General features: G+C 69.4%; 19 protein-coding genes and 1 pseudogene. 7 read left to right on the top strand and 13 right to left on the bottom strand.

Annotated features, from left to right (window positions below):
* Positions 1-32: 32 nt before the first annotated feature.
* Together AB0M80_RS38655 and AB0M80_RS38650 are read right to left on the bottom strand one after the other, a co-directional pair.
* A complete protein-coding gene (locus AB0M80_RS38655; protein ID WP_364574866.1) occupies positions 33-815 on the bottom strand; it encodes an ANTAR domain-containing protein in 783 nt (260 codons plus the stop codon).
* A 322-nt stretch (positions 816-1137) separates the two neighbouring features.
* Positions 1138-1713, bottom strand: coding sequence for a hypothetical protein (locus tag AB0M80_RS38650; RefSeq protein WP_364574865.1), 576 nt, complete (start codon positions 1711-1713; stop codon positions 1138-1140).
* Positions 1714-2020: 307 nt separating this feature from the next.
* Between AB0M80_RS38650 and AB0M80_RS38645 the strand changes: the two genes are divergently transcribed.
* A complete protein-coding gene (locus tag AB0M80_RS38645; RefSeq protein ID WP_364574864.1) occupies positions 2021-2794 on the top strand; it encodes a tyrosine-protein phosphatase in 774 nt (257 codons plus the stop codon).
* 45 nt (positions 2795-2839) lie between these two features.
* On the opposite strand, the gene AB0M80_RS38640 is transcribed toward AB0M80_RS38645, so the two are convergent.
* Positions 2840-3730 carry a helix-turn-helix transcriptional regulator gene (locus AB0M80_RS38640; RefSeq protein WP_364574863.1) on the bottom strand — a complete coding sequence of 297 codons (891 nt, stop codon included), beginning with the start codon at positions 3728-3730 and terminating at the stop codon, positions 2840-2842.
* A gap of 102 nt (positions 3731-3832) precedes the next feature.
* Between AB0M80_RS38640 and AB0M80_RS38635 the strand changes: the two genes are divergently transcribed.
* From AB0M80_RS38635 to AB0M80_RS38620, 4 genes are read left to right on the top strand one after another with little or no spacing between them, the layout of a single operon-like run.
* The gene (locus AB0M80_RS38635; protein ID WP_364574862.1) at positions 3833-5248 is read left to right on the top strand and encodes an MFS transporter; all 1416 of its coding nucleotides are present in this window, start codon (positions 3833-3835) and stop codon (positions 5246-5248) included.
* Entirely contained in the window at positions 5248-5577 is a 330-nt protein-coding gene (locus tag AB0M80_RS38630; protein ID WP_364574861.1) for a carboxymuconolactone decarboxylase family protein, read from the top strand. The genes AB0M80_RS38635 and AB0M80_RS38630 overlap by 1 nt, the downstream gene beginning before the upstream one ends.
* Before the next feature lie 47 nt (positions 5578-5624).
* Positions 5625-6032 carry a cupin domain-containing protein gene (locus AB0M80_RS38625; protein WP_364574859.1) on the top strand — a complete coding sequence of 136 codons (408 nt, stop codon included), beginning with the start codon at positions 5625-5627 and terminating at the stop codon, positions 6030-6032.
* Positions 6033-6051: 19 nt separating this feature from the next.
* Positions 6052-6282, top strand: a complete 231-nt coding sequence (locus AB0M80_RS38620; protein ID WP_364574858.1) for an aldo/keto reductase — start codon at positions 6052-6054, stop codon at positions 6280-6282.
* Positions 6283-6397: 115 nt separating this feature from the next.
* Here the strand turns inward: AB0M80_RS38620 and AB0M80_RS38615 are convergent, their stop codons facing one another.
* From AB0M80_RS38615 to AB0M80_RS38600, 4 genes are read right to left on the bottom strand one after another with little or no spacing between them, the layout of a single operon-like run.
* Positions 6398-7651: an extracellular solute-binding protein gene (locus tag AB0M80_RS38615; RefSeq protein WP_364574856.1), complete on the bottom strand. Its 1254-nt coding sequence runs from the start codon at positions 7649-7651 to the stop codon at positions 6398-6400.
* Positions 7648-10281: a family 78 glycoside hydrolase catalytic domain gene (locus AB0M80_RS38610; protein WP_364574853.1), complete on the bottom strand. Its 2634-nt coding sequence runs from the start codon at positions 10279-10281 to the stop codon at positions 7648-7650. The genes AB0M80_RS38615 and AB0M80_RS38610 overlap by 4 nt, the downstream gene beginning before the upstream one ends.
* On the bottom strand, positions 10278-11099 hold the full coding sequence (locus AB0M80_RS38605; protein ID WP_364574851.1) for a carbohydrate ABC transporter permease: 822 nt from the start codon (positions 11097-11099) through the stop codon (positions 10278-10280). Before AB0M80_RS38605 ends, AB0M80_RS38610 begins: the two co-directional genes overlap by 4 nt.
* On the bottom strand, positions 11096-12037 hold the full coding sequence (locus tag AB0M80_RS38600) for a sugar ABC transporter permease (protein ID WP_364574849.1): 942 nt from the start codon (positions 12035-12037) through the stop codon (positions 11096-11098). Before AB0M80_RS38600 ends, AB0M80_RS38605 begins: the two co-directional genes overlap by 4 nt.
* A 171-nt stretch (positions 12038-12208) precedes the next feature.
* Between AB0M80_RS38600 and AB0M80_RS38595 the strand changes: the two genes are divergently transcribed.
* Positions 12209-13237 (top strand): LacI family DNA-binding transcriptional regulator, encoded by a 1029-nt coding sequence (locus tag AB0M80_RS38595; protein WP_364574847.1) that lies wholly within the window; start codon positions 12209-12211, stop codon positions 13235-13237.
* A 56-nt stretch (positions 13238-13293) separates the two neighbouring features.
* On the opposite strand, the gene AB0M80_RS38590 is transcribed toward AB0M80_RS38595, so the two are convergent.
* The 5 genes from AB0M80_RS38590 to AB0M80_RS38570 all read right to left on the bottom strand — a co-directional run bounded on the left by AB0M80_RS38590 (position 13294) and on the right by AB0M80_RS38570 (position 21835).
* The gene (locus AB0M80_RS38590) at positions 13294-14316 is read right to left on the bottom strand and encodes a LacI family DNA-binding transcriptional regulator (protein ID WP_364574945.1); all 1023 of its coding nucleotides are present in this window, start codon (positions 14314-14316) and stop codon (positions 13294-13296) included.
* A 204-nt stretch (positions 14317-14520) separates the two neighbouring features.
* Entirely contained in the window at positions 14521-17082 is a 2562-nt protein-coding gene (locus AB0M80_RS38585) for a glycoside hydrolase family 3 C-terminal domain-containing protein (protein WP_364574845.1), read from the bottom strand.
* Between the two features lie 55 nt (positions 17083-17137).
* A complete protein-coding gene (locus AB0M80_RS38580) occupies positions 17138-18748 on the bottom strand; it encodes a carboxylesterase family protein (protein WP_364574842.1) in 1611 nt (536 codons plus the stop codon).
* 23 nt (positions 18749-18771) lie between these two features.
* Positions 18772-21471 carry a family 78 glycoside hydrolase catalytic domain gene (locus AB0M80_RS38575; protein ID WP_364574840.1) on the bottom strand — a complete coding sequence of 900 codons (2700 nt, stop codon included), beginning with the start codon at positions 21469-21471 and terminating at the stop codon, positions 18772-18774.
* Between the two features lie 166 nt (positions 21472-21637).
* Positions 21638-21835: a LuxR C-terminal-related transcriptional regulator gene (locus AB0M80_RS38570; RefSeq protein WP_364574839.1), complete on the bottom strand. Its 198-nt coding sequence runs from the start codon at positions 21833-21835 to the stop codon at positions 21638-21640.
* A 253-nt stretch (positions 21836-22088) separates the two neighbouring features.
* Between AB0M80_RS38570 and AB0M80_RS38565 the strand changes: the two are divergent.
* Positions 22089-22226 (top strand): annotated as a pseudogene (locus AB0M80_RS38565) (LacI family DNA-binding transcriptional regulator); the annotation flags it as partial.
* 102 nt (positions 22227-22328) lie between these two features.
* Here the strand turns inward: AB0M80_RS38565 and AB0M80_RS38560 are convergent.
* Positions 22329-23693 (bottom strand): MFS transporter, encoded by a 1365-nt coding sequence (locus AB0M80_RS38560; RefSeq protein ID WP_364574837.1) that lies wholly within the window; start codon positions 23691-23693, stop codon positions 22329-22331.
* Positions 23694-23720: the final 27 nt, after the last annotated feature.

Below are 23720 nucleotides of genomic sequence, written 5' to 3'. Positions count from 1 at the left end.
CCCGGAGCCATGGACTCCCCCCGGGTGATCGGTCATCCGACGTCATCTTGCCGGAGGGCGAGTGCGGCCCAGAACTGTTCCGCCGCACGCCGAGCCCCGACGCCCGGCTTGATCGGGGGCAGGCCCGCCGCGGCTTTGACCGGCGTGTGGCCGAGCTGCTCGACCAACGCGACCGCCAGCTCGCGAACTTTGACGTTGAGATCCTGGCTGCCGCGGCGCAACGTCTCCCACGCCTCCTCCTCGTCGCACCGCCGCACCGCCATGATCGCGCCTTTCGCCTGCTCCAACGCGGCCCGCGAACGCAGGATCTGCCACATGTCGTCCAGTCCGCTGCCGGCGTCGGCGACCACCAGCGCGGTGCCGACCAGCGGCTCGTAGCGGCCGAGGGTGGCGATCACGTCGCCGGTCGCGGGCCGGTCCAGCACGACCGAGAGCACCAGCACCCCGGAATGGCTCCACCTGCCGGGCACGGCCACCACGCCGCGCACCCGGCCCCACCCGTCCCGAGACGACGGCTGCACCGTGTCGCGGGTCAGCCCCGGCCATCGCGGGTCGGCGAACACATCGGCGGTCACCACCGGATCGTCGCCACGAGCGGCGTCGGGCACCGGGCCACCCCCGCGAAGCTGGACGTCGACGAAGGTTTCGTCCAAGCCGGAAGCGGCCAGCACCGTCAAGGGCGCTTCGCGGTGGCCGACGCTGATCGCGCCGCCCAGGGCCCCGGGTACGTCCTCGATCGCCCGGCCGAGCAGCCCGTCCAGCAGCTGCGCCAGCGGCTTGCCCGGGAAGGCCGGTACACCCGCCCATTCCGCCATCGCCCGGCTCCTCATCTCCCGACGCGTTCGACACGCCGACGCAGCCAGCGGATCCACCAGCGGTTCTCGGCGAGCGTGTCCGGTTTCCTGCCCCGCGTGATGCATCGCTTCGTCGTCGATTCCGACACTGCAAATGCCCCGCGCGGCCGACGGCCAAACCGGAAGACTGTTCACCCGCGAGGCCGCAACGTCGGGGCCGCCATCCATCGCGGGTGGCGCCCAGCGCGGCCGCCCGGGTGAGTGCGCACGCTGCGGCCAGGTCGGGGCCCAGGAACCCAAGCCCGGGCCGCAACGCGGACCGTCTTGCACCCGCCCTGCGGAACTATCCGGAGCCGACTTCACTCTCCTGGGCGACGACCGGCTCAGCCGGATCCTCCCCCTCGGCCTCGCCGCCGAACCGATCACGCAGTTCCTCGACCACGTTGACGATCTGGCTCAGCTGGGCCAGCACCGCTCGGTGGTTCGCCCGGATGGTGGCGGCTTCCTCTTCCGCGCGGGAGATGATGAGTTGCGCGTCTCGCTGCGCGTCTCGCTCGGTCTCCGCACGAGCGCTCTCCGCCTCGGCCACCACCTTCTCCGCGGCCGCCAGCAGTGCGTCACTCTCCTTGCGAGCCTGCTCCTTGATCTCCGCGGCCTCGGATTTCGCGACCTGGAGAATCTTTTCGATCCGCTTGCCCAACCCGGCGGCATCGTCCGGTTCCCCAGCCCGGGGCGCGGGTACCTGGGCTTTGGCCAGCCGGCGCTCCGCGACCCTCCGCGCTTTCTCATGCCGGTCCACTCGCTTCTCCGCGACCCGCACGTACTCGTCCACCTGCCGCCGGTCGTACCCACGCAGGACGATCGGGAACCGGACGTCGGACTCCGGTACTGTCTCGGGTTCGGAAACCGTGCTCTCCATGCACCAAGTGTCGGCATGTTCGAGATGATCGGCAATTCGAGATCACCTATTGACGCCCCCAAAAGCACTTTCGGTGGAACCACCCGCGACCCCACCGGGTTTATTCCGTGATCCGGCGCCTCGGACCGAACCCGGCCAGTAGGTAAAGGGACACAAACAACACTTTCGCATGAATTGCAGTGGGCGACCGGCGTGCTGGACGCGGTGGTGGGCTTGTCGGGCAACGACGAACCAACCTGCGTGTCGAACGTCGATACGTGCAGACCCGACTTGACCGGCAACATCAGTGAGGCAAGGACACCGACCGATGAACACGAGCAGAGCAGTGACCTGGGAAGGCTTCTTCAACACCAGGGACCTCGGTGGACTGCCCACCAGGTCCGGTGGCATGACCAGTTATGGAGCCTTCTTCAGAGCGGCGGACCTCCGTTTCGTCACTGAGGCAGGTTGGGCCCAAGCGCGCGAGTCCGGCGTCCGCACGGTTGTCGACCTCCGCAACGCGGACGAGATCCGGCCGGCGGAAACTTCGTTGACAGCACAGGCGGGTTCGGGACAATTCGCTGCCGGCCCGGAAGGTCCCGCCACCCCGGCCGGCGTCAACCGGCTCGAAGTTCCGCTCGACGACATCGCCGACATCGAGTTCTGGCAGCACGTCAATCGCGAGCAGCTCAACGGCACCCCGCTCTACTATCCCGTCTTCCTCCGACGGAAGGCCGAGCGGTGCGCTGCCGTCGTCAAGGCGATCGCCCACGCCGATCCCGGCGGTGTCTTGTTCCACTGCGGCTCCGGCCGAGACCGAACCGGGCTGGTCACGCTTCTGCTGCTCGCGCTGGCCGACGTGGAACCCCGGGCAATCGCCGCGGACTACACCATGTCCGCCGAAGCCCTCAAGGCCCTGTGCGCTGCCATGGGAACCGCCGACCAAGACCCGCTCATCCAGGCTGTCCTCGCGGACCGCGGTACCACGGCCGAAGAAGCCGTCATGGCGACGCTCGACGGCTTCGATGTCGAGCAGTACTTGCTCGGCGCCGGTGTGACCAGCAGCGAACTCCGCAGCGTTCGCGACAAAATCGGCCCTTGAATGGGTCCACGTCATGCAGAGCTGATGAGTTCACCCCGATGATGTTCACGATCCCGCGAGGGTCGCGGCCCAGTTCGCCAGGAGCTGGAGCCGTTCGGCAGAGGGCGTGTCGGGGCGGGCCGTGTAGGCGGTCAGCGTCAGGCCCGTGTCGGCGGACAGCTCCATGGCCTCGAAGGCGAGGGCGAGTTCGCCGACGACCGGGTGGCGGAAGTCCTTGGTGCCGGTGCGGTGCAGGCGGACGTCGTGGGCGGCCCAGCGGGTGCGGAAGTCTTCGCTGCGGGTGGACAGCTCGCCGATGAGGTCGGAGAGGTCGCGGTTGTGGGGGTCGCGGCCGGCTTCGGTGCGCAGGATGGCGACCGAGGTGTGGCAGGACTTGTCGTAGTCCGGGAAGTAGTCGCGGGCAGCGGGGTCGAGGAAGCCGAAGCGGGCGAGGTTGGGCAACGAGACCTCGCTGGTGCGCGTCGGGCTGTCGAACACCGGCGAGTACAGCGCGCGGCCGAGCGGGTTGGCGGCCAGGATGTCCAACCGTCCATTGCGGACGAACGCGGCCGTCGTCGTCATGCTGTCGAGGATCTGCTGCACGACCGGACGCACCCGCTGCGGAGAACGGCGGCGCTGCTGCCCGGTACCCGTGCGGGGACGGCCGGCCGCGTTGGCGGCGCGGGCGAGGTCGAACAGGTAGACGCGTTCGGCCTCGTCGAGCTGCAGTGCGCCGGCGATGGCGTCGAGGACGCTGTCGGAGACGCCGGCGAGGTTGCCCTTCTCGACGCGGGTGTAGTAGTCGGCGGAGACACCGGCGAGCATGGCGACCTCTTCGCGGCGCAGGCCGGGCACGCGGCGGTTGCCGCCGTAGTGCTGCAACCCGGCCTGCTCAGGGGTGATCTTGGCCCGGCGGGTGACCAGGAAGTCGCGGACCTCGGTGCTCTTGGCGTTCACACTCCCCACGGTACGACGGGGTCAAACCCGTGAGGGGGGTTCTGTCGTGACCCGGAAAGACGCGACCTCCCGCGCGGCCGCGAACGGGCGTTCCCTCGAAGTGTGACCACTCTCGAGAAGACCGCCGCCCCGGCCCGGCCGACCGATCCCGCCGCGGCCACCGGCAGCGCCGTCGCGACGCTCGGCACCGCGTTGCTCGGGTTCTTCGTGGTGACCCTGGACGCGGTCGTCGTGAACATCGCCCTGCCGGACATCGAGGCCGACCTGGGCGGTGGCATCGCGGGCCTGCAGTGGGTGGTCGACGGCTACACGCTCATGTTCGCCGCGGCCCTGCTCTCGGCCGGCTCGCTGTCCGACCGGATCGGCGCCAAGCGGGCGTTCGGGTTCGGAATCGCCGTGTTCACCCTGACGTCGCTGGCGTGCGGGCTGGCCCCGCAGCTCGGCGTGCTGGTGGCGTTCCGCTTCGCCCAAGGACTGGCCGCCGCGGTCGTGATGCCCTCGTCCATGGCGCTCATCGCCCAGGCCTACCCCGACCGGATCCGCCGGGCCCGTGCCGTCGCGATGTGGGCGATGGGCGGGGCCGCGGCGTCTTCGGCCGGCCCGCTCCTGGGCGGCGTGCTGACGACGGTGAGCTGGCGGTGGATCTTCCTGATCAACCTCCCAGCCGGAGCCGTGGCGTTGCTCCTGCTCCGCCGGGCCGCCCGATCGGAGCACCAGCGGGTGCCGTTCGACGCCGCGGGGCAGCTCGTCGGCGCCCTCGCGATGGCCGCCCTGGTCTTCGGCGCGATCGAAGCCGGTCAAGGCGGCTTCGGGCGGCCGTCCGTGCTGGCGGCCCTCGGGATCGCCGTTGTCGCGTTGGCCGCGTTCCTGCTGCTCGAAGCTCGGGTTCCGCATCCGATGCTGCCGCTGGAGCTGTTCCGCTCCCGCACCGTGGTCGTGGCGGTGGTCATCGGTTTCGCGTTCATGATCGGCTACTACGGAATGCCGTTCGTGCTGAGCTTGGTGCTGCAAGACCGCGGTCTGTCGGCGCTGGACACCGGCGTGGTGTTCCTGCCGATGATGCTCGCCGGGCTCGTGCTGACCCCGGTCGTGCCCCGTGTGGTCGAGCCGACCGGTGCCCGGCCCGTGGTCGTGACCGGCCTGGCGCTGATGACGGCCGGCCTCGCTGCAATCGCGCTTCTGCCCGCGACCGCACCCATCCGGGTGACCGCCGCACTGATGATTCTCGTCGGGCTGGGCGGTCCCACGGTGATCCCGCCGGTGATCGCGGTCCTGCTCGCCGCGGTGCCCGCGCACCGGGCCGGGACCGCGAGCGGACTGCTCAACACCAGCCGCCAGCTCGGCGGCGCGCTGGCCGTCGCCGTCTTCGGCGCCCTGCTGGCCGCACCCGCGGGTGCGGCGGCCGGACTGCGGGTCAGCCTGTTCCTGGCCGCAGCCGTCGCCGCTGCGGCCACTTTCATCGCGGTCGCGGGCCTGGGCACTCGCCGCTGGAACAAGATCGACGAAAGGAAATCATGATGACCGGCAACACCCAGTCCGAGCCGTCCGGCGCGCAAAAGATGTTCGGCGACTTCGCGCCCGCGCTGGTGCACTTCACCGACGACGTCCTCTTCGGCGAAGTGTGGAAGCGCACCGGACTCACGCCCAAGGAACGCAGTCTGGTCACCGTGGCCGCGCTGGCCACCAACGGCAACACCGAACAGCTCGGCTACCACCTCGGCCTGGCCAAGGAGAACGGCAACACCGAAGCCGAGCTCGTCGAAGCGATCACCCACCTGGCCTTCTACGCCGGCTGGCCGCAGGCGATGGCGGCCATGGCCGTCGCCAAGAAGGTCTTCCAGAGCTGACCCCCGGCACCCACTCCACTCCAACGTCCGACCATCGGAGGACCGCAATGCAGCACATCCCCGTCAACGACACCGTCAAGACCCCGGCCGAGCGCTTCACCGGCGACGTCTACCTCACCATGCTCAAAACGCCCGAGCCGCCCTCCCGCCTGGTGGCCTCCCTGGTCCGGTTCACCCCCGGCGCCCGCACCAACTGGCACTCCCACGCCGTCGGGCAGACCCTCCACGTCACCGACGGCATCGGGCTGGTCGTCAACCGCGACGGCCAGGTCATCCGCATGCGCGCCGGTGAGACCGTCTGGACCCCGCCCGGCGAAGAACACTGGCACGGCGGCACCAACACCACCTGTATGAGCCACATCGCCATGCTCGAAGGCCCCGAAGAAGGCGGAGACGGCACCACCTGGCTCGAACCCGTCACCGACCAGCAGTACCAGGAAGCCCACCAGCAGTAGCCAAGGGAGCTGATCCACCGTGCACACCCGAATTCTCGGCCAAGGTCTGCGGATCTCGGCCATCGGCCTGGGTGCCATGGGCATGTCCCAGAGCTACGGCCCCAACCCCGGCGACCGCGCCGCCATGATCGCGGTGTTGCGCGGCGCAGTCGAGCGAGGTGTCACGTTCTTCGACACCGCCGAGGTCGGCTCGAGCGGATCGAAGAAAACGCCGCCGCCACCGGAGTACCGCTCTCGGCCGACGAACTGACCGACCTGAACCACATCGCGGCGCGGATCGGCGTGCAGGGCGACCGGTACAACGAGCAGCACATGTCCCTCGTCGGCCGCTGACACCCGGGTAGCGGATAAAGGTGGCCGCCGGGTCAGGCCCCGGACTTGTAGTCGGCGTCCATCGCCGCCAGGACCTTGTCCGGGGTGGCCTGCTTGCTGAACACCTCCTGGATGCCCGTCAACATCGTCTGCTGCACCTTCGGGTTGGGCCACAGCTGGTCCATGAACGGGACCGTCTTGTTCTGGTTGATGGAGCCGGAAAGCTCAGTGAGCGAGGCGTCCAGCTTGAACCCGGTGTCCGAGAGAGCGGGGAGGCCACCCTGCTTCTCCGCGAACAGGTTCATGCCCTGTGGGGACATCACGAAGCTGATGAACTTCATCGCCAGCTCCGGGTTCTTCGCCTTCGCGTTGACGCCGTAGCCCGCCCCGGCCGCCGCCGGCACGATCGTCTGCGCCGGGTCGTCCGTCGCCGGGAGGGGTTTGAGGGTGAACGTGCCGCTCGGATTCTGCTTCTTCAGCAACGAGATCACCCAGTTGCCCTGGATGATACCCAGCGTCTTGCCGGTCGCGGCCAGTTTCTGGCTGGCTTCGTAACTGGTGCCGAGGGGGTTGTCCTGGAAGCAGCCCGTTTGGGCCATCTCGCCGTACTTGGCGAACGCGGCCGCCCACGGCGAGCTCGCGAACGACGTCTGGCCGGCCGCCATCTTCTTCTCGAAGTCCCGGTCCGGGCCGTAGACGAGCGTGGCGGCCAGCGGGTACAGCGCGACCTGGGTGACCCAGTTGTCCTGGATGCCCAGCGCGAACGCCGGGGTGCCCTTCTCCTTGGCCGCGCGGCAGAAGGCGAGCAGCTCGGTCCACGTCGACGGCGCCGTGAGGCCCGCCTTGGTCATCGCGTCCTGGTGGTAGATCGCGCCGATGCCGTTGATCCCGTAGATCGCGTCGTACGTCTTGCCCTCGTACCGGGCGACGTCGCTGACCACCTGCGGGAACTTCGTGGCCCACGGCTGGTCCGACAGGTCACGGAGGTAGCCGCCCTTGGCCAGGACGGTGACGGTGCCGGGGTTGCCGTTGCCCGGCCACACCGACATGACGTCGGGCGCCGTGCCGGAGGACAGCTGAGTGCGGATCTGCTGCTGGAACTGGTCGGCCCCGCTGGTCGTGAAGTTCACCTTCACCCCGGGGTTGGCCGCTTCGAAGGCCTTGACGACGTCCTCGACGGAGCCTTGGTCGACCGAGGCGAGCGAGAGGGTGGTGTTGTTCCCGCTGTTGGTGGCGTTCGTGCCTCCGCTGCAGGCGACCAGCGCGGCACCGGTCACCACGGCCAGCAGGACGGGCATGATCTTCATGACAGCTCCTTCGAAAAGGTGGCGGTGACGACGTGGGAGCCGGAGGGCAGCCGGAGGGTGGCGCCGGACTGGTCCAGCGCTGCATCCTGGCTCGCGATGCTCGCCGGATCGGTGGTCGGGACTTCCAGCACGGCGGTGGTTCCCGGCGGGACCACCGCGGTGACGGTGATCTGATCGCCGTCGAGTGTCCAACCGCAGGCGACGCGGCCCCGGGCCGTTTCCTGCTCGGCCCGCGCCCAGGTCAGCGACCCGCCGGGCAGCGGGCGCAGCAGCAGTTCGGCGTAGGCGACGGAATCCGGCGTCTGGTCGATGCCGGCGACGCGGCCGAAGAGCCAGTCGCCGACGCTGCCGAGGCTGTAGTGGTTGAACGAGTTCATCGCGGCGGACTGGAACCCGCCGTGCTCGGTCCAGCCGTCCCAGCGTTCCCAGATGGTGGTGGCGCCGTGGCGGATCGAGTAGCCCCAGGACGGGAACTCCTCCTGCTGCAGCAGCGCGTACGCCAGGTCGGCGCGCCCGTGGTCGGCGAGCACCGGGCAGAGCAGCGCGACGCCGACGAACCCGGTCGTGAGCCGGTTGCCGCGCTTCTCGACGTCGGCCGCGAGGTGGTCCACCGCGGCCCCCACCAGGTCGTCCGGGACCAGGCCGAACGCCAGGGCCAGCAGGTACGCGGTCTGGGTGCCGCCCTCGACCGCACCGTCCTCGTCCACATAGGACTCGATGAACGCGGTGCGGATCGACGCGTGCAGCGCGTGGTGTTCGGCCGCGACATCGGTCCGGCCCAGCACTTCGGCGGCCTCGGCCACGATTTGTGCGCTGCGGGCGAAGTAAGCGGTCGAGAGCACGTCCCGGGGCGTGGTGACGTCGATCTGCAGCCAGTCGCCGTAGGAGTTGCCGGTCCGGTGCCGCCAGCGCAGGTCCGGGTTGTGGCGCCGGATGTGCGCGACCCAGGCGACCATCGCGTCGAAGCACCGCTCCAGCACACGGCGGTCGCCGTAGGTGCGCCAGAGGTGCCACGGGACGATCACGCCGGCGTCGCCCCAGGCCGGCGCGGCCTCGCGGGCCATGGCGATGCGCGGGGCGACGTCGCCGAACGCGCCGTCGGCGTCCTGGCCGTCGACGACATCGGCCAGCCAGCGGGCGAAGAACGCGCCGACGTCGGCGTTGCGGCTGGCGGTCGGGGCGAAGATCTGGGCGTCGCCGAGCCAGCCGAGGCGCTCGTCCCGCTGGGGGCAATCGGTCGGCACCGCGACGAAGTTGCCGCGCTGACCCCAGGAGATGTTGGCCTGCAGCTGGTTGACCATCGCGTCGGAGCACTCGAAGGTGCCCGTCCACGGCGTGTCGTTGTGCAGCACACGAGCCACGACATCGTCCGCGGTCAGCGCGTACCCGGTGACTTCCAGGTACCGGAAGCCGTGCACGGTGAACCGCGGCTCGAACGCCTCGACCGGCTCACCGCCACACACATAGCTGTCGGTCGCCGCGGCCCGCCGCAGGTTCGTCACGTACAGCTCACCGTCATCGAGGATCTCGGCGTGCCGCAAGATGATCCGGCGACCGGACGGAGCATCGCGGACGGTCAGCCGCACGCGGCCGACGAGGTTCTGTCCGAAGTCGACGATGCACCGCCCGGGTTCCTTTTCCACGACGGAGATCGGTGGCACCTCGCGCGTGACGCGAATCGGCGGATCGGGTTCGGCCACCAGCGGCCCCGGCTCGGTGCCGAGCACGGCCACCGGCTGCCACGCGCCCGTGGCGGCCGACGCGTCGACGTGCTCCCCCATCAGCAGGTCGGCGAAGCGGACGACACCAGGCCGCTCGGTCCAGGCGGCATCCGTGGCCACCACCTGGCGTGAGCCGTCGGCGAAGTCGACGACGAGCTGAGCGAAGAAGCCCGGGTGGTCACCGTAGTGCCGCGCAGGCCGGCGCTCGTCGAACCCCACGAACCCCGACCACCATCCATCGGCGACCACGGCGCCGAGAGCGTTCTCGCCGGTCCGCAGCAACGAGGTGACGTCGTAGGTCTGGTACTGGAGCCGGTAGTGGTATTCCGTCCACCCCGGCGCCAGCTCGACGTCGCCGACGCGCACGCCGTTCAGCGAAGCCTCGTAGACGCCGTGTGCGGTGGCGTACAGGCGGGCCCGCACGGGGTCCCGCGTCAGCTCGAATTCCCGGCGCAGGTTCACCGGCGGCTCGCCGAGCGGCTGGTCGTGGTCGGTCGGCGGGTCGAACACCGGCTGGGCACGGCTGTCGCGGCCGATCCACACCGCCGTCCAGTCGTCGTGGTGCAGCAGGCCGGTCTCGAACCAGCTTTCCGCCGTGCCCGCCGCGGCGCCGGTGTCGTCCCAGAGCTCGACGCGCCAGTGGTAGCGGGTGGCCGAGCGCAGCACCGGGCCGTTCCAGGGCACGAGGACGCCGTCGCAGCCTTCCCGGCGTCCGCTGTCCCACAGCAGGCGCGCGGGGTCGTCGAGGTCGGCCGCGTGTTCGGCGGCGGTGATCCGGTAGGCGCTCTGCGCGGCGCCGCGGCGATCACTGGCCAGCCGCCACGACAGCCGCGGGCGCGACTCGCCGAGACCGAGGGGTTCGTGGCGCTGCTCGGTCTGGAGTCCGTACGGGGTCAGCGTTTCCGTCATCCTTTGAGCCCTCCGGCGAAGCCGTTGATGATGCTGCGTTGCAGCGCGAAGTAGACGACCAGGATCGGCACGATGCTGATCACCAGTGCGGCGAAGATGAGGTTCCAGTCGGCCACGTACTGGCCGACGAACCCGGCGATGGCGACCGGCAGGGTCTGCTGGGCGCCGCCGCTGAGGTAGAGCAGCGGGGTGAAGAAGTCATTCCAGACGGCGACCGCGTTGAGCACGAGCGCGGTGACGGTGACCGGTTTGAGCATCGGCAGCACGACGTACCGGAAGCCCTGCAGCGTCGTGCACCCGTCGATCAGTGCGGCGTCCTCGAATTCGCGCGGGACCGCGCGCAGGAACCCGACGTACAGGAACGTCGTGAACGGCACCTGCAGCCCGGAGTAGAACAGGATCAGCGCCCACGGCGTCCCGAGCAGCCCGAGGTCGCGCATCGTCTGGTACAGCGGCAGCGCGGCCAGCTGGAACGGCAGCACCAGGCCCAGCATGATCAGCAGGAACGTCCACCGCGACCAGCGGGCGGCCACCCGGGCCAGCGGGTAGGCCGCGAGCGCCGAGACGGCCAGGATGACCACCACGGAACCCACGGTGACGAGCACGCTGTTCGCCAGCGCGCCGCCCAGCGCGCCCTGCTGCCACGCCTGCGTGAAGTTGCCGAACGTCGGCGAGGTGGTCGGCGCGATCGGGGACGAGGTGTCCGACGGCTGCCGGATGGCGAGGTTGACCAGCACGTACACCGGGAACGCGAAGACCAGCCCGGCGGCGATCATCACCAGCTCGAGGGTGAGCGTGCGGGCGCGGTAACGGTTCACGACGCGGCCCTCTCGGCTCGCGACAGCCCCAGGTACTGCCCGGTGGACGCCACCGACACGATGACGGTCAGCACGAGCGCCAGCGCGATGCTGTAGCCGAACTCCCCGAGGGTGAAGGCGTCCTTGTAGATCAGCGTCGAGAGCGTGTCGGTCGCGTGCCCCGGGCCGCCGCCCGTCAGCGCGTAGACCTGGTCGAACAGCTTGAGGCCGCCGATGATCGACAGCATCAGGTTGATCGTGAACGCCGGCGCGAGCAGCGGACGCGTCACCGACCAGAACCGGCGCACCGCGCCGGCGCCGTCGATGGCGGCCGCTTCGTGGATCTCGCGCGGGACCGCCTGCAGCCCGGCGAGGAAGATGACCATCGAGTAGCCGGCGTACTGCCACACGATCACGCCCACCACCGACCAGAGCGCGAGGTCCGGGTCGCCGAGCCAATCCTGGCGCCACGAGCCCAGGCCCACCGTGCCGAGCAGGCTGTTCACGGCCCCGTCCGGGCCGAGGATGTTGCGCCACAGGTAGGCGGACACGATCGGCGTGACCAACGCGGGCGCGAACAGGAAGACCCGGAGCACGTTGCGGGACTTGATGATCGTGTTGACCCCCAGCGCCAGCAGGAGGCCGAGCCCGTTCTGGAGGACCGTGATCGCCACCGCGATCACCAGCGTGTGCCAGATCGCCTGGGTGGCCGCGGGATCGTCCACCATGTCCGCGAAGTTGCCGAAGCCGATCCAGGAGAAGTCCGGCGACAGGCCGTCCCAGTCGGTGAACGCGTAGTAGACGCCCCGGGCGCTGGGCACCAGCACCACGAACGCGAACAGCAGCAGGGCCGGGACGGTGAACCACCACGGGACGGCCCGCCGGCTCGTTCCGCCGCGCCGGCGGCTCGGCGGTGCCGCACCGACGTCCGCGTGTCGGTCCTTGATGGCGACAGTCATTGGCGCCCACCTTGTTTGAACGTTTCAGTGTTGCGGCAGAGAGACGGCCGGAACTGAAGAAACTTTGGGTAACGTTGCCCACTGACGGGGTGCGGACGACTCTAAGAGCCGCGTCAGTGTGCGTCAAGACACCTGGTGCAACGCGTACGTGCAGCAGGTAACGTTCCCCACATGGGTCGAGCTGAGCAGCCACGCCGCGTGACGATCGTCGACGTCGCCCGGCACGCGGGCGTCTCGACGACAGCGGCCTCAAAAGTCCTGCGCAACGCCTACGGCGCGAGCCCCGCCATGCGCGCGAAAGTCCAGCGGGCGATCGAGGAACTGGGGTACCGCCCGTACGCCGCCGCCCGAGGGCTGCGCGGCCAGACCTACACCATCGGCGTCATGCTGCCGGACATCCGGAACCCGTTCTTCCCGGAGATCCTCGACGGCCTCACCGATACCTTGCGCGACACCGACTACCACGTCCTGCTCGGCCCCAGCTGCGACAACGAGAAGGACGAAGGCAAGCTCACCGACGCGATGGTCGACCGCGGCATGGACGGCCTCGTCCTGATCGCCCCGGTGATGTCCAAGGCACGCCTCGAACACCTCGCCAAGACCATCCCCACCGTCGTGGTGGGCCGCCACACCCGGTCGTCCTGCTACGACACGGTGACCGACGACGACACGACCGGCGCCGCGCTCGTCGTCGACCACCTCGCCGACCTCGGCCACCGCCACATCGCCCACATCGAGCACCACGAGTCCGATCCCGCGCGCCTGGCCGAAATGCCCAACGCGGTCCGCGCCGACGGCTACCGGAAAGCCATGCACGCCAGGGGTTTGGAGCCCGACATCGTGTCCACGACCTACACCCAGGAAGGTGGCTACCTCGGCGCCCGGCAGATCCTCGCGCGTCCCGAGCGGCCGACGGCCATTTTCGCCGGCGCCGACATCGTCGCCATGGGCGTGCTGACCGCACTCAGCGAAGCGGGCCTGTCCGTCCCCGACGACATCTCGCTCGCCGGCTACGACAACACCAGCTTCGCCGCCCTCGGCCCCATCTCGCTCACCAGCGTCGACCAAGCCGGGCACCACATCGGCACCGCCGCCGCCCGGCTCCTCCTGGAACGCATCGCCGACCGGGCCCGGCCGACGGCCCGGATCACGCTCTCGCCGACTCTCGTTCCCCGGCGCACCACCGCTCCCCCGCACTGACAGGCTCGCGGTACCTCAGTCGGCAACATCGGCGTCGCGACGCCGGTGGTCCACTCTCACTGCCGGACGGTCGATGCCCGCACGACCAGCTCGGGCGAGAACTCGATCTGCGGCCGGGGCAGGTCCGGGGCGCCGCGCTCGCCGGCCGAGCCAAGCGCGTCGATTTCGGCGAAGAGCAGGTCGGCCAGCGCGGTACCCAGCTCGGCGTGGGGCGTCCGGATGGTGGTGAGCGGCACGATCGTGGACCGGGCGAACTCGATGTCGTCGTAGCCGACCACGGCGATGTCGGCCGGCACGCTGACGACCTTCGACGACACGAACGCCTGGACGACACCGATGGCCAGCAGGTCGTTCGCGCAGAACAACGCGTCGGGGCGGGCCGCGGGCGGCCTGCTCGCGATCGCGTCCGCGCAGGCGATGCCCGCTTCGACCGAGCGCTCGGGAACGGGGATGACTTCCAGGGTGACACCGGGGGCCGAGCGGACCGCCGACAACGCGCCGTTGAGCCGGTCGGCCACCTGCTTCAGCGCGAGCGAGGAGGAGACGAACCCGATGCGCTTGCGCCCCTGCTCGATCAGGTGGGACGCCGCGAGCTTGCCGCCCTCGACGTGGTCGATCGAGACGGACGCCTGCTCGGGCGATTCGGCGTGGCGCGCGCTGAGCACGCTCGCGATGCCGAACGAGCGCATCCGGGCCAGTTCGGCTTCGACGTTGCCGACCGGCGCGATGATCACTCCGCTGACCAGCTGCTTGGCGAACAGCTGCAGGTAACTGCGCTCGCGCTGCTCGGATCCGGTGTCGTTGGCCATCAGCATGTACATGCCCTCGGCCGACACCCGCTGCTCGATCGCCGCGGCGATCTCGGGCGTGGTGGCCCCGGCCAGTTCGAAGGCGATGTAGCCGATCACCGGGCTGACGCCGGTCCGGAGGGTGCGAGCGGCGTCGTTCGGCACGAACCCGAGGGCATCGACCGCCTGCTGGATCCGCTGCCTCGTCGCGTCGGAGAGCTTCCGCGGCTTGTGGAAGTAGTTCGACACCGAGGCAGGCGACACCTTGGCCAGCTCGGCGACGTCGCGAATCGTGACCCTGTTCAGCCGACCGTTCCTCTCCGCACGCCGTGGACCCGCGGCCCATGCTAGTGCAGACGTGTGAACCGCGACCCCGCCGCTGACCAGGGCCGAGCTTCCACGGCGGCATCAAGATCTCGATGACCATGGGAGCAGCCTGGTCGTTGCAAACTCCGGCCGCGCCGGGTTTCCCGTCGCCCCCTTCGGCCGACATGGTCAAGACACCGCGATACGCCCCCGGAGCGGGAGGTCAGCCGACGACGTGCCCACGCCGACGGAGTAGCTGCCCGGCACGACCGTCCACCCCGTGCCCGAGTTGAGCCACACCGCGAGTTCGTCCCGCGGCACGTCCAGCGTCACCGTCGTGCGCCGGCCCGGTCGAAGGGTCACCTTGGCGAAGGCTTTCAGCTGCTGTGCGGGCTCGCGAGCCGCCTCAGGAGCGGCGACGTACAGCTGGACGACTTCCGAACCGGCTCGACGCCCGGTGTTGGCGACAGACACCGAAGCACGAAGGCCGTCCGGCGTACGCGACAGATGCAAGTCGCCCAGCCGGAAGCTCGTGTACGACAGCCCGTACCCGAACGGGAACAACGGCTTCTCCCCGGCGTGCTGGTACCAGCGGTACCCCACCGCCAGACCTTCGTCGTAGAAGACGTGCACCCCGTCACCGGGGAACTCGACACCCGTCTTCGCCGGGCCTTGCTGGTCGGAGGCAGGGAACGTCTCGGGTAGCCGGCCACCCGGCTCGGCGTCGCCGAACAGCATCGCCGCCACCGCGTTGCCCTGCTCCTGCCCCGCGTACCAGTTGGCGATGACGCCCTTGACGCTGCCCAGCCACGGCATCAGCACCGCACCCGAGGTGTTCAGCACGACCACGGTGCGCGGGTTCGCCCGCACGACCGCCGCGACGAGCTCGTTCTGATCGGCCGGCAAGGCCAACGTCGAACGGTCCATCCCCTCGCTGGTGACGTCGGCGAGGACCACGACAGCCACGTCCGCGGCGCGCGCGGCCGCGGCGGCCTCTTGGTGCAGTCGGTCGTACCCGGCCTGAGAACCGAGCACCAGGGAGGTGCGCGGAGTGCGTCCACCCGGTGCCGGCGCGGCCGAGACGTAGGTGACCTCGATGGCGTGGTCACCCGCGGCCAGGGCCACGAATCCGTTCTGCACGGATTCCCGGCCTGGCAGGAAGGTGAGCACGACTTTGCCGTCGATGCTCAGCGTGGTCAGCCCGCCGGCGGTGAGGCTGAACCGGTAACGCCCGGCAACGTCGGCGTGGAAGGTGCCGGTGTACCGCGCCGACCAGCCGTCCGTCTGGCTCGCGACGGCCGCCGGGGTCGCCGTGACGTTCAAGTTCGGGACGGTCTCGGTGCCCAGCGGGTCGCCGGTCAGGTCGGTGGACGCGTAGTAGGTGGCCGTCAGCCCGGCCCCGAACGCCGACGCCGGGACGACCGGCAGCGCCCCGATCCCGAGCGTTCCCCGCGCATACGTCACCGGAATCGACCCCGCCCGGGCACGGATGCCGGTCAGCGGAGTCACGACCGGGCCGTTGGAGGTGACGCTGCCCGAGCCGCCGCCGTGGGTCTGGGCCCCGGCATCGGCCGCGTCGCCGATGACCGCGATGCTGCGCGGACGGGCGAACGGCAGAACACCGTCGTTCTTGAGCAGCACGCTGCCTTCGACGCCGATCCGGCGGGCCAGGTCAAGGTGTGCCGGAGTCGAAACCACGGTGTCGACCACGGTGGCCGGGTCGGGCAGCGGGTGGTCGAACAGCCCGACGCGGATCATCGGCGTGAGGACCTGGGTCACCATGGTGTCGAGCTGCGCCTGGCTGACCGCGCCGGAAAGCACCGCCGCCTTCAGCGGGTCGCCGAGGTAGGTACCGCCGGGCATCTCGGTGTCCGAACCGGCCTTGGCGGTCTGGACGGTGCTGTGGGTGCCGCCCCAGTCCGACATGACCCAGCCGTCGTAGCCCCACGCGTCGCGCAGCGTGTCCTGCACACTGACCCGGTTCTCGTGGGCCCACGTCCCGTTGATCTTGTTGTAGGACGTCATGACGGCGCCGGACCGGCCCTGCTGGACGGCGGCCCGGAAGCCCGGGTAGTAGATCTCCTGCAGGGCGCGCTCCGAGACGACGACGTCGATCGAGTTGCGCAGGATTTCCTGGTTGTTGGCCACGAAGTGCTTCACCGTCGAGAGCACGTGGTTGGCCTGGATACCGCGAATCGTCGCAGCCGCAAGCTGCCCGTTGAGGAAGGGGTCCTCGGTGTAGGTCTCGAACGAACGGCCCCAGTGCGGCACCCGGAGGATGTTGATGCAGGGCGCCAGGGCGACGTTGTGACCCTTGGCGGCCTGTTCGGCGCCGTACGCCTTCCCGTAGTCCGTCGCGGTGTCCGGGTTCCAGGTGGCGGCCAGCGCCTTCGAGTCCGGCCACTGGGTGACCCCGACGGACCCGTTGCCGACGCCACTCGGCCCGTCGGCCAGCCGCAGCGCCGGGATGCCGAGCCGGGTGTTGGCGGGGATGTGGCCGGTGAAGCCCTTCGTCGCCGGAACGCCGTGACAGTAGGCGATCTTCTCGTCGAGGGTCATCCGGGCCACCAGCTGCCGGGCCCGCGTGACGGCGGCCATCGCCTCGACCGACGCAGCCGGCGCCGCGCGGAGCACACCACCCGACGGCGCCGCGGCCGCCTCCGCCAAGCCTGCGGGGGTCACAGCCACGGCCCCGGCCGCGGCCACGCCCGCTCCCGACCACCTCAACATCGACCGACGGGTGACGTCCATCTGCACACTCCTTCGTGTGGTGGATCAGAGAGCGGCGGTGGAGACCTGACGCGCCTCAGGCGCGATTCTCCCAGAACAGCCTTTCGGGCTTGTCCGGATCGCTGACGATCTTGCAGTCGGCGTCGAGCCACATCGTGGCACGATTCCTCGGCGTGTAGGCGGGCCATGCCGGCACGTCCGTCGCGGTGGGACGGCTGTGGTGGGCGAAGCCCGCCCACAGCTCACTCATGTGCCGCGCGGTCGCGAACTGCCCCGGCAGACCGTTTCCGGTGTTGGCGAACTTGAGGTTGATGTCCGACGCGTGCGGCGAGCCGAGGGGGAAATCGGTGCCGGGCACCAGGGTCGGGTTCTTGTAGGCGAGCTGGTACATGAACACGGGCGCCGCGTGCTGCGCCGCTTTGGCCTCCGCGATCTTGATCGCGTCGCGCCAGATCGGCGAGGTGGTGATCGCGAAGTAGAGCTGCGCCGGTGTCGCGTCGGGCCTCGACCTGTGGAAGGTCTCGATGATCTCGTCCAGCTCGGCGCCCTGGTACGTCTTGCTCAGTTCCCGGCGCAGGCCGGCCTCGTCGATGCGGAAGATGTCGGGCGGCCCGAAGAGGCTGAAGAACACCGTTTCGTCGCGGCAGGTACCGCACATCAACGGCTTGCCTGCCGAGAACGGTGCCACGCCGTCGGCGAAGGGGTGCTGCGGGATGACGGTGCCGTCGACGAAGGCTCCGAAGCCGGGGAGCGGGTCGGGATCGCCCCAGGGCGCTACGCCGTTGGCGGCTTCGGACGGCTGGATCTCGAGCAGCCTCGCGGCCGGGATGCCGTGCAGCTTGGGGATGTCCGCCTTGCTCAGCCCCAGGAGCTCCAGCGTGCGCCTGGCCCGGGTGTTGGCGCCTTCGCGGGTGGGGAAACGCAGCGGTGCGGCGCTTTCGATCGAGGCTTTGTGGAAGAGGTGCGCAGCCTGCGGCATGGTGTAGACGGCCGCGGTCTTGGCGCCGCCGCCACTCTCGCCCCAGACCATGACGTTGTCGGGGTCGCCCCCGAAGTTCTCGATGTTCTCCCGGGTCCAGCGCAGCGCCGCGAGGATGTCCAGCATGCCCTGGTTGGCGGCGTATTCCCCGCCGGCGAGGTCACCGAGGAACAAGTAGCCCAGCAGGCCGAGCCGATGGTTGGACTCGACCACCACCACGTCGTAGAGCTGCGCCAGGTGGGTGCCGTCCTGCCCCGTGGCGGAGCCGGAGCCGATCATGTAGCCGCCGCCGTGGTTGTAGAACATCACCGGCCGCCGCCTGCGGTCCGCGGCGGGGGTCCAGATGTTGAGGTAGAGGCAGTCTTCGGAGGGGGCCGGCATCCGGCCGTTGCCGTTCGGGCCCATCTCGTTGCCCGCCACCTGGAATGCCGGGTTGGGAAAGGTCACCGCATCGCGCACGCCGTGCCAGCTCCTGGGCGGCTTCGGGGCCTTGAACCGCAATTCGCCGAGTGGCGGCGTGGCGTAGGGCACGCCGAGGAACTTCACGATGCCGTCCTCGCGTTTCCCCCGCACCTTGCCGTAGCGGGTTGCCGCCTCGGCTGTTCTCGTTGCGCCCAGCGCCAGTGCCGGGAACGGCATGCTCATCCCGGCGATCACGGACAGCGACCCGCCGATCATCGCCCTGCGGGTTATCCCTGAGCCCACCATCGGACCTCCTTGTCGAGGGGTGATCAGATCGAAGTCGTGAAGGTGTGCTTGCCGGAGCCGACGCTGTGCGCGGTCGGGCTGCCGGGAAGGTGCACGGTCGCGGTAGCGCCGGGCGGCACGGTGACCTCCAGCCGGAACCCGTGCGCCGACTTCGTCCAGCTGCTGCTGACGGTCCCGAGCGGCGTCCGATAGCTGCCGGACGCGCGGGTCAGGTCGCCGACGAGCGCCGGAGCGATCTCCAGGCTGCGGTAACCGACCGAGCCGGGGGCCTGCCGGATCCCGGCCACCCCGCGAACGAACCACGCGTCGACCGCGCCGAGGAAGTGGTGGTTCTGCGAGCCACCGCCGTCGAGGCTCTCGGACAACGTCGTGTGCCCGCTGGCGACGAGGTAGCCGTAGCCCGGGGACGTCGGGTTGACGACCATGTCGTAGATGACGTCGTTGCGGTTGCCTGCTTGCAGTGCGCGGAAGAGCGGACCGAGCGCGACCGAACCGGTGGTGATGTGGTCACCGGCCTTGCGCACCGACGCGACGAGCCGGTCGAGCACCGCGGCGCGGTCGGCGGGCGCGACCAGGCCCGCGTCGAGAGCCATGGCGTTGGACGCTTCGCTGTCGCTGCCGTAGAAGACGCCGTTCTCGTCGACGTGCCGGAAGCGGGTCCTGAACTCGCCGGACAGCCGGGTGGCCAGTGCGGTGTACTTGGTGTGGTCGGCGGTCTTGCCGAGAACCTGCGCGATGCTCGCCATGTCCTGCGCAGCGGTGTAGTAGCCGGCGGTGATGGCCAGCTGCATCGGCGTGGTGTTGTCCGTCGCGGACCAGTCACCGAGCCCGGGGATGTCTCCGTTGTTGGTGGCCTTGTTCGAGGCCTCGTAATCCAGCCACGCGACCATGTTGTCGTAGTACGTCGCCATCGTCCGGGTGTCGCCGTAGGTCTGGTAAAGCTGCCACGGGATGCGGATGATCGCACCGCCCCAGTTGACCTCGTCGAGGAACTCGATGGTGCCCTGCGGGTACGGCAGCTTGACGGGGGCGACGCGGTGGAACTCCGGCGCGATGTTGGCGATCAGGCCCGGTGATTCGTCACCGGGCTGCCGCTGCGCGGTGGCCATGTTGCGCACGAGCTGCGGCTGGAAGGCCGACATGTCGTAATCGGTGAGCAGCGCGTCGATGTTGTGCAGGTTGTCGCCGGTGTAGGGACCCTTCTCCCGGTCCGGGCAGTCGGTCAAGACCGACGTCATGTTGCTCCGGATCGAACGCTCGGTGATGGCGTGGATCCGGTTGAGCAGATCGCTGGACGAAGTGAACTCGCTCGCGCTCGGGTTCGCCGCGTAGACGACGTCCATGGTCACGGTGTCCTTCGCGGGTGCCTTGCGCAGCCCGCTCACCTGCAGGTAGCGGTACCCGCTGTAGGTGAACTGCGTGTGCCACTTCTCGAGGCCGCGCCCGGCCAGGGTGTAGCGGTAGGCGATCTGGCTGCCGGGTTTCGCGCCGGTGCTGGCGATGTCCAGCGTGCCGTCCGCGGCGAGCTTCTCGGCGGGGATCATGGTGACCGTGTCGCCGGCGCGCCCCGCGACCGAAAGACTGGGCCAGCCGGAGCGGTTGGCGCCGAAGTCGAGGATGTACGAGCCGTCGGCGAGCTTGCGGATGTCCGTGGGCTGCACGGTCTCGGCGACGGTGACCGGCGGACGCGGGTTCGCGCGCAGCGGCGTCGTGTCCCGCGGCGTGGTCGTCTGCGTCAGCTTCACGACGCTCGCCTGCTGCCAGTCCGTACCGTTTCCGCGGCGGGCGTCGTACTCTTCGCCGCTCCACCACGACGAGAACGTCGTCGGCCCGAGTGCGGTGCGCCAGGTGCCATCGCTCGAGACGATTTCGCGGCGCCCGTCCCGGTAGGTGACCTCGAGCTGGGCGATCACCTTCGGTTCGCCGTACACGGTGTACTGCTCGAGGGTGTTGCCGAAGAAGTACCGGCCCGGTGTCTTCACTCGCTGATAGGTGCCACTGCCGGTCTCCAGGCCGATCGTGTTCGTGCCCGGCTTCAGCGCCCGGGTGAGGTCGTAGGTGCGGTAGTCGACCTCGGCGGTGTACGTGGTCTGGCCCGGCTCGAGCACGGCGTCGCCGACCGCGCGGCCGTTGAGCGTGGCGGCGTACATGCCGAGCCCCGTCGTGTAGAGGCGCGCCTGCTTGACCGGCCCGTGCACGGAGAACGCCTTGCCGAACACCGGCAGCGGGGTCTCTTTGCCGTCCGGCTGGGTGTAGTCGTAAGACGGGTTCTCGATCCAGCGGGCCGACCAGTCGGCCGCGGACAGCAGCCCCATCTCCCAGCTCGACTCCGCGCTCCACGGCGAGACGCGCCCGCCGTTGTCCCAGGTGCGTACCTGCCAGCGGACGTGGTCGCGGGCGTGCAGGGCCGGGCCGCCGTAGGCGATGTTCGAGGTGGCGGCCGACCGCACCTTTCCGCTGTCCCACAGGTCTCGGGGCCGGGACGGGGCGTCGAGGGTGGCGCGGATTTCGTAGGCCGCTTGGCCTGCGGAGCCTTGCGGCGGGAGCCAGCTGAGCAGTGGCTTGGCCGCGTCGATCCCGATCGGGTCCACGAGGTTCTCGGTCCTGAGGCTGGTCGGCTGCGCGGCGTGGCCGCCGCCCGGCGCCGCGGCGGCCACGGCCGATCCGGACGCGGCCAGCAGCAACGCGGTGAGGAGGGTGAAGATGGGGCGCCGGTGCTTCATCGGCGGTCCTTTCGGCCGGACGGATGGCTCGGTCTCGGGCTGGCTCGCTGGGCGCGATCGCACCTCGTCATCCCATGACTGAAACGTTTTACCTTCCCCGAAGCTACGAGGGATCCCCCTGGGCAAACAAGAGGTTGTCCGAATCCGGACGGATGCCGAGCACCGTTCAGACCAGTCCACGGCGTGCGGCCCACACCACCGCTTGGATAGGGGTCGCCAGGCCCAGCCGATCGCAGATCGAGCGCATCCGGCGGCGAACGGTCCGGTCGGACAGCTCCAGCCGCTGCGCGATGATGTCCAGCGGCAAGCCTTCCGCGAAGAGCGCGAGCAAGGCGAGCTCCTCGCGGTCGAGCACAGCGATCATCGATCCACCGCCCCCTGCTCACTCCGCCTGGCCGGCGCGGGGTTCGGCCGGCAGCGCAGCGATCGAGTCAACCGGCCTCGTGGCTCCGCGGCCCACCGACAGGGGCCCGCGGCCCGGATCCCAACGCAGCATCGCGTCCTCCGGATTAAAAGGTTTCAATCCATCGCGTGGTGACGCTACTATGGCAGCGAAGGGGAAGTCAACGCCGCGGGGCCACTGGTGGTAAATCGATTTTAGCCTCTGAGCCGACGAGCTGCCGCGCCCGAACAGCGACGTCGCGGGTCTGGCGGGGGTCTCCGTGGGCACGGTGTCCAACGTGCTCGACCGACCGGACCTGGCCAGTCGCGCGACCCAGGCGAAGGTCGAAGCCGTGATGGCCGAGTTGGGCTTTACGGCTCGGCACCTCACCCGCGGTGGGGTCGGGGCGTTGAGCCGTGAGCCAACGTCGGCCGGCTATTGCCACTTCGATCGCCCTAGCCCGTCGACATACTTCCTATCCGGATTCCCCCGCCCGCACGACTGGTTCGTCCGTAGCGCTTGCCAGCACGCGGTTGTTCAGTCGGGGATAGGCGACCAGCGTCACCAGGATGAGGAAAACACCTCCTGCCACATACGGAACCTGGACGCCAAAGGCGCCGGCGAGGACGCCACCGAGTGCCGCGCCGACCGGGCCCCCGATCATTACCAGCGTCCTACTCGACGAGAGCACCCTTCCCAAGAGGCGGCGAGGCACGATTTGCTGACGAAGGGTACTGACCACGACATTCTGCGCAGTCGTCAGCGCACCGGTCGCCATCATCATGAAAGCGGCAACCCATGCATTGGCGACAAGTCCCAGCACCAGAACGGCCACACCTACGCCGGCCTTCCCCGCAAGCAATACCGTGCCGGAGCCGAATCGCTTGCTGACGGCCGAGGCCCCCAACCCCCCGGCCGTTGCCCCCACCGCAGTCGCGGTCAGCAACAAGCCGAAACCAACGTCCGGAAGTCCGAGGACCTGCTTGGCCAGCAGCGCCAGCATCGCAAACTGAGCCGAGGCGACAACGTTGCTGAGGCAACTGATCACGGCCAGTGCCTTGAGGGTGCGATTCCCGATCAGCCACCGAATACCCTCGGCGATTTCCGTCCTCGCGCTCTTGCGTGGAGCGTCGGACGTGACCTCGGTCGTGGCGTCCGCCCGGATCGACCGGATCAAGATACCGCTGGCCGCGAAGGACAGGGCGTTGCCCGCGAACGGCAGGACGGGCCACACACCGAACAACGCGGAGCCCAGCGGTGGTCCCACGAAGTCCTCACCGTTGCTTTCCGCTGCGGCGATCCGCCCGTTCGCCATGGACAGGTGCCGTTGATCCCGTGACACGAAATCGGGAACAGCGGACTGGGCTGCGAGATCGAAGAAGACCTGGCCGACGCCCAGCATGAATGCTGCGAGCACCAGCCACACCAGGTTTACCCGCGAAGTCAGGATCAGTATTGCGAGAACAATCAGGACCGTGAAACGGGCGACGTCAGCCCACACCATCACCCGCCTACGGTCCAGTCGATCGACTATGACACCGGCGTGCAGCGAAACCAACACCCAGGGAATCTCGACAGCCACGACAACAAGGCTCAACGCCAGTGGGCTACTGGTGATTTGGAGGACCAGCAGGGGCAACGCGGCCGCGTGCATGCCGGTGCCGGTAGCCGACACGAGCGTGGCACCAAAAAGCCGGTGGAAACGGCCCCCCAGTTTCACCTTCGCGTTACCATATTCCTTTGTGCGCAGTTTCAAGGCTTCCTTCGATCGGGCGTCAGGAACAAAACACGTCGGCGATGCTTCCTGCCTCGATGATAGCCACACGAACACGCCGGACACCGAAACTCCTGAACTGCGCGATCAGCA

The organism is Amycolatopsis sp. NPDC051045 (assembly GCF_040682955.1).
Classification (GTDB): domain Bacteria; phylum Actinomycetota; class Actinomycetes; order Mycobacteriales; family Pseudonocardiaceae; genus Amycolatopsis.
Note: the sequence above shows the minus strand (reverse complement) of the source record. Positions and strands in the feature narration are given on the sequence as shown.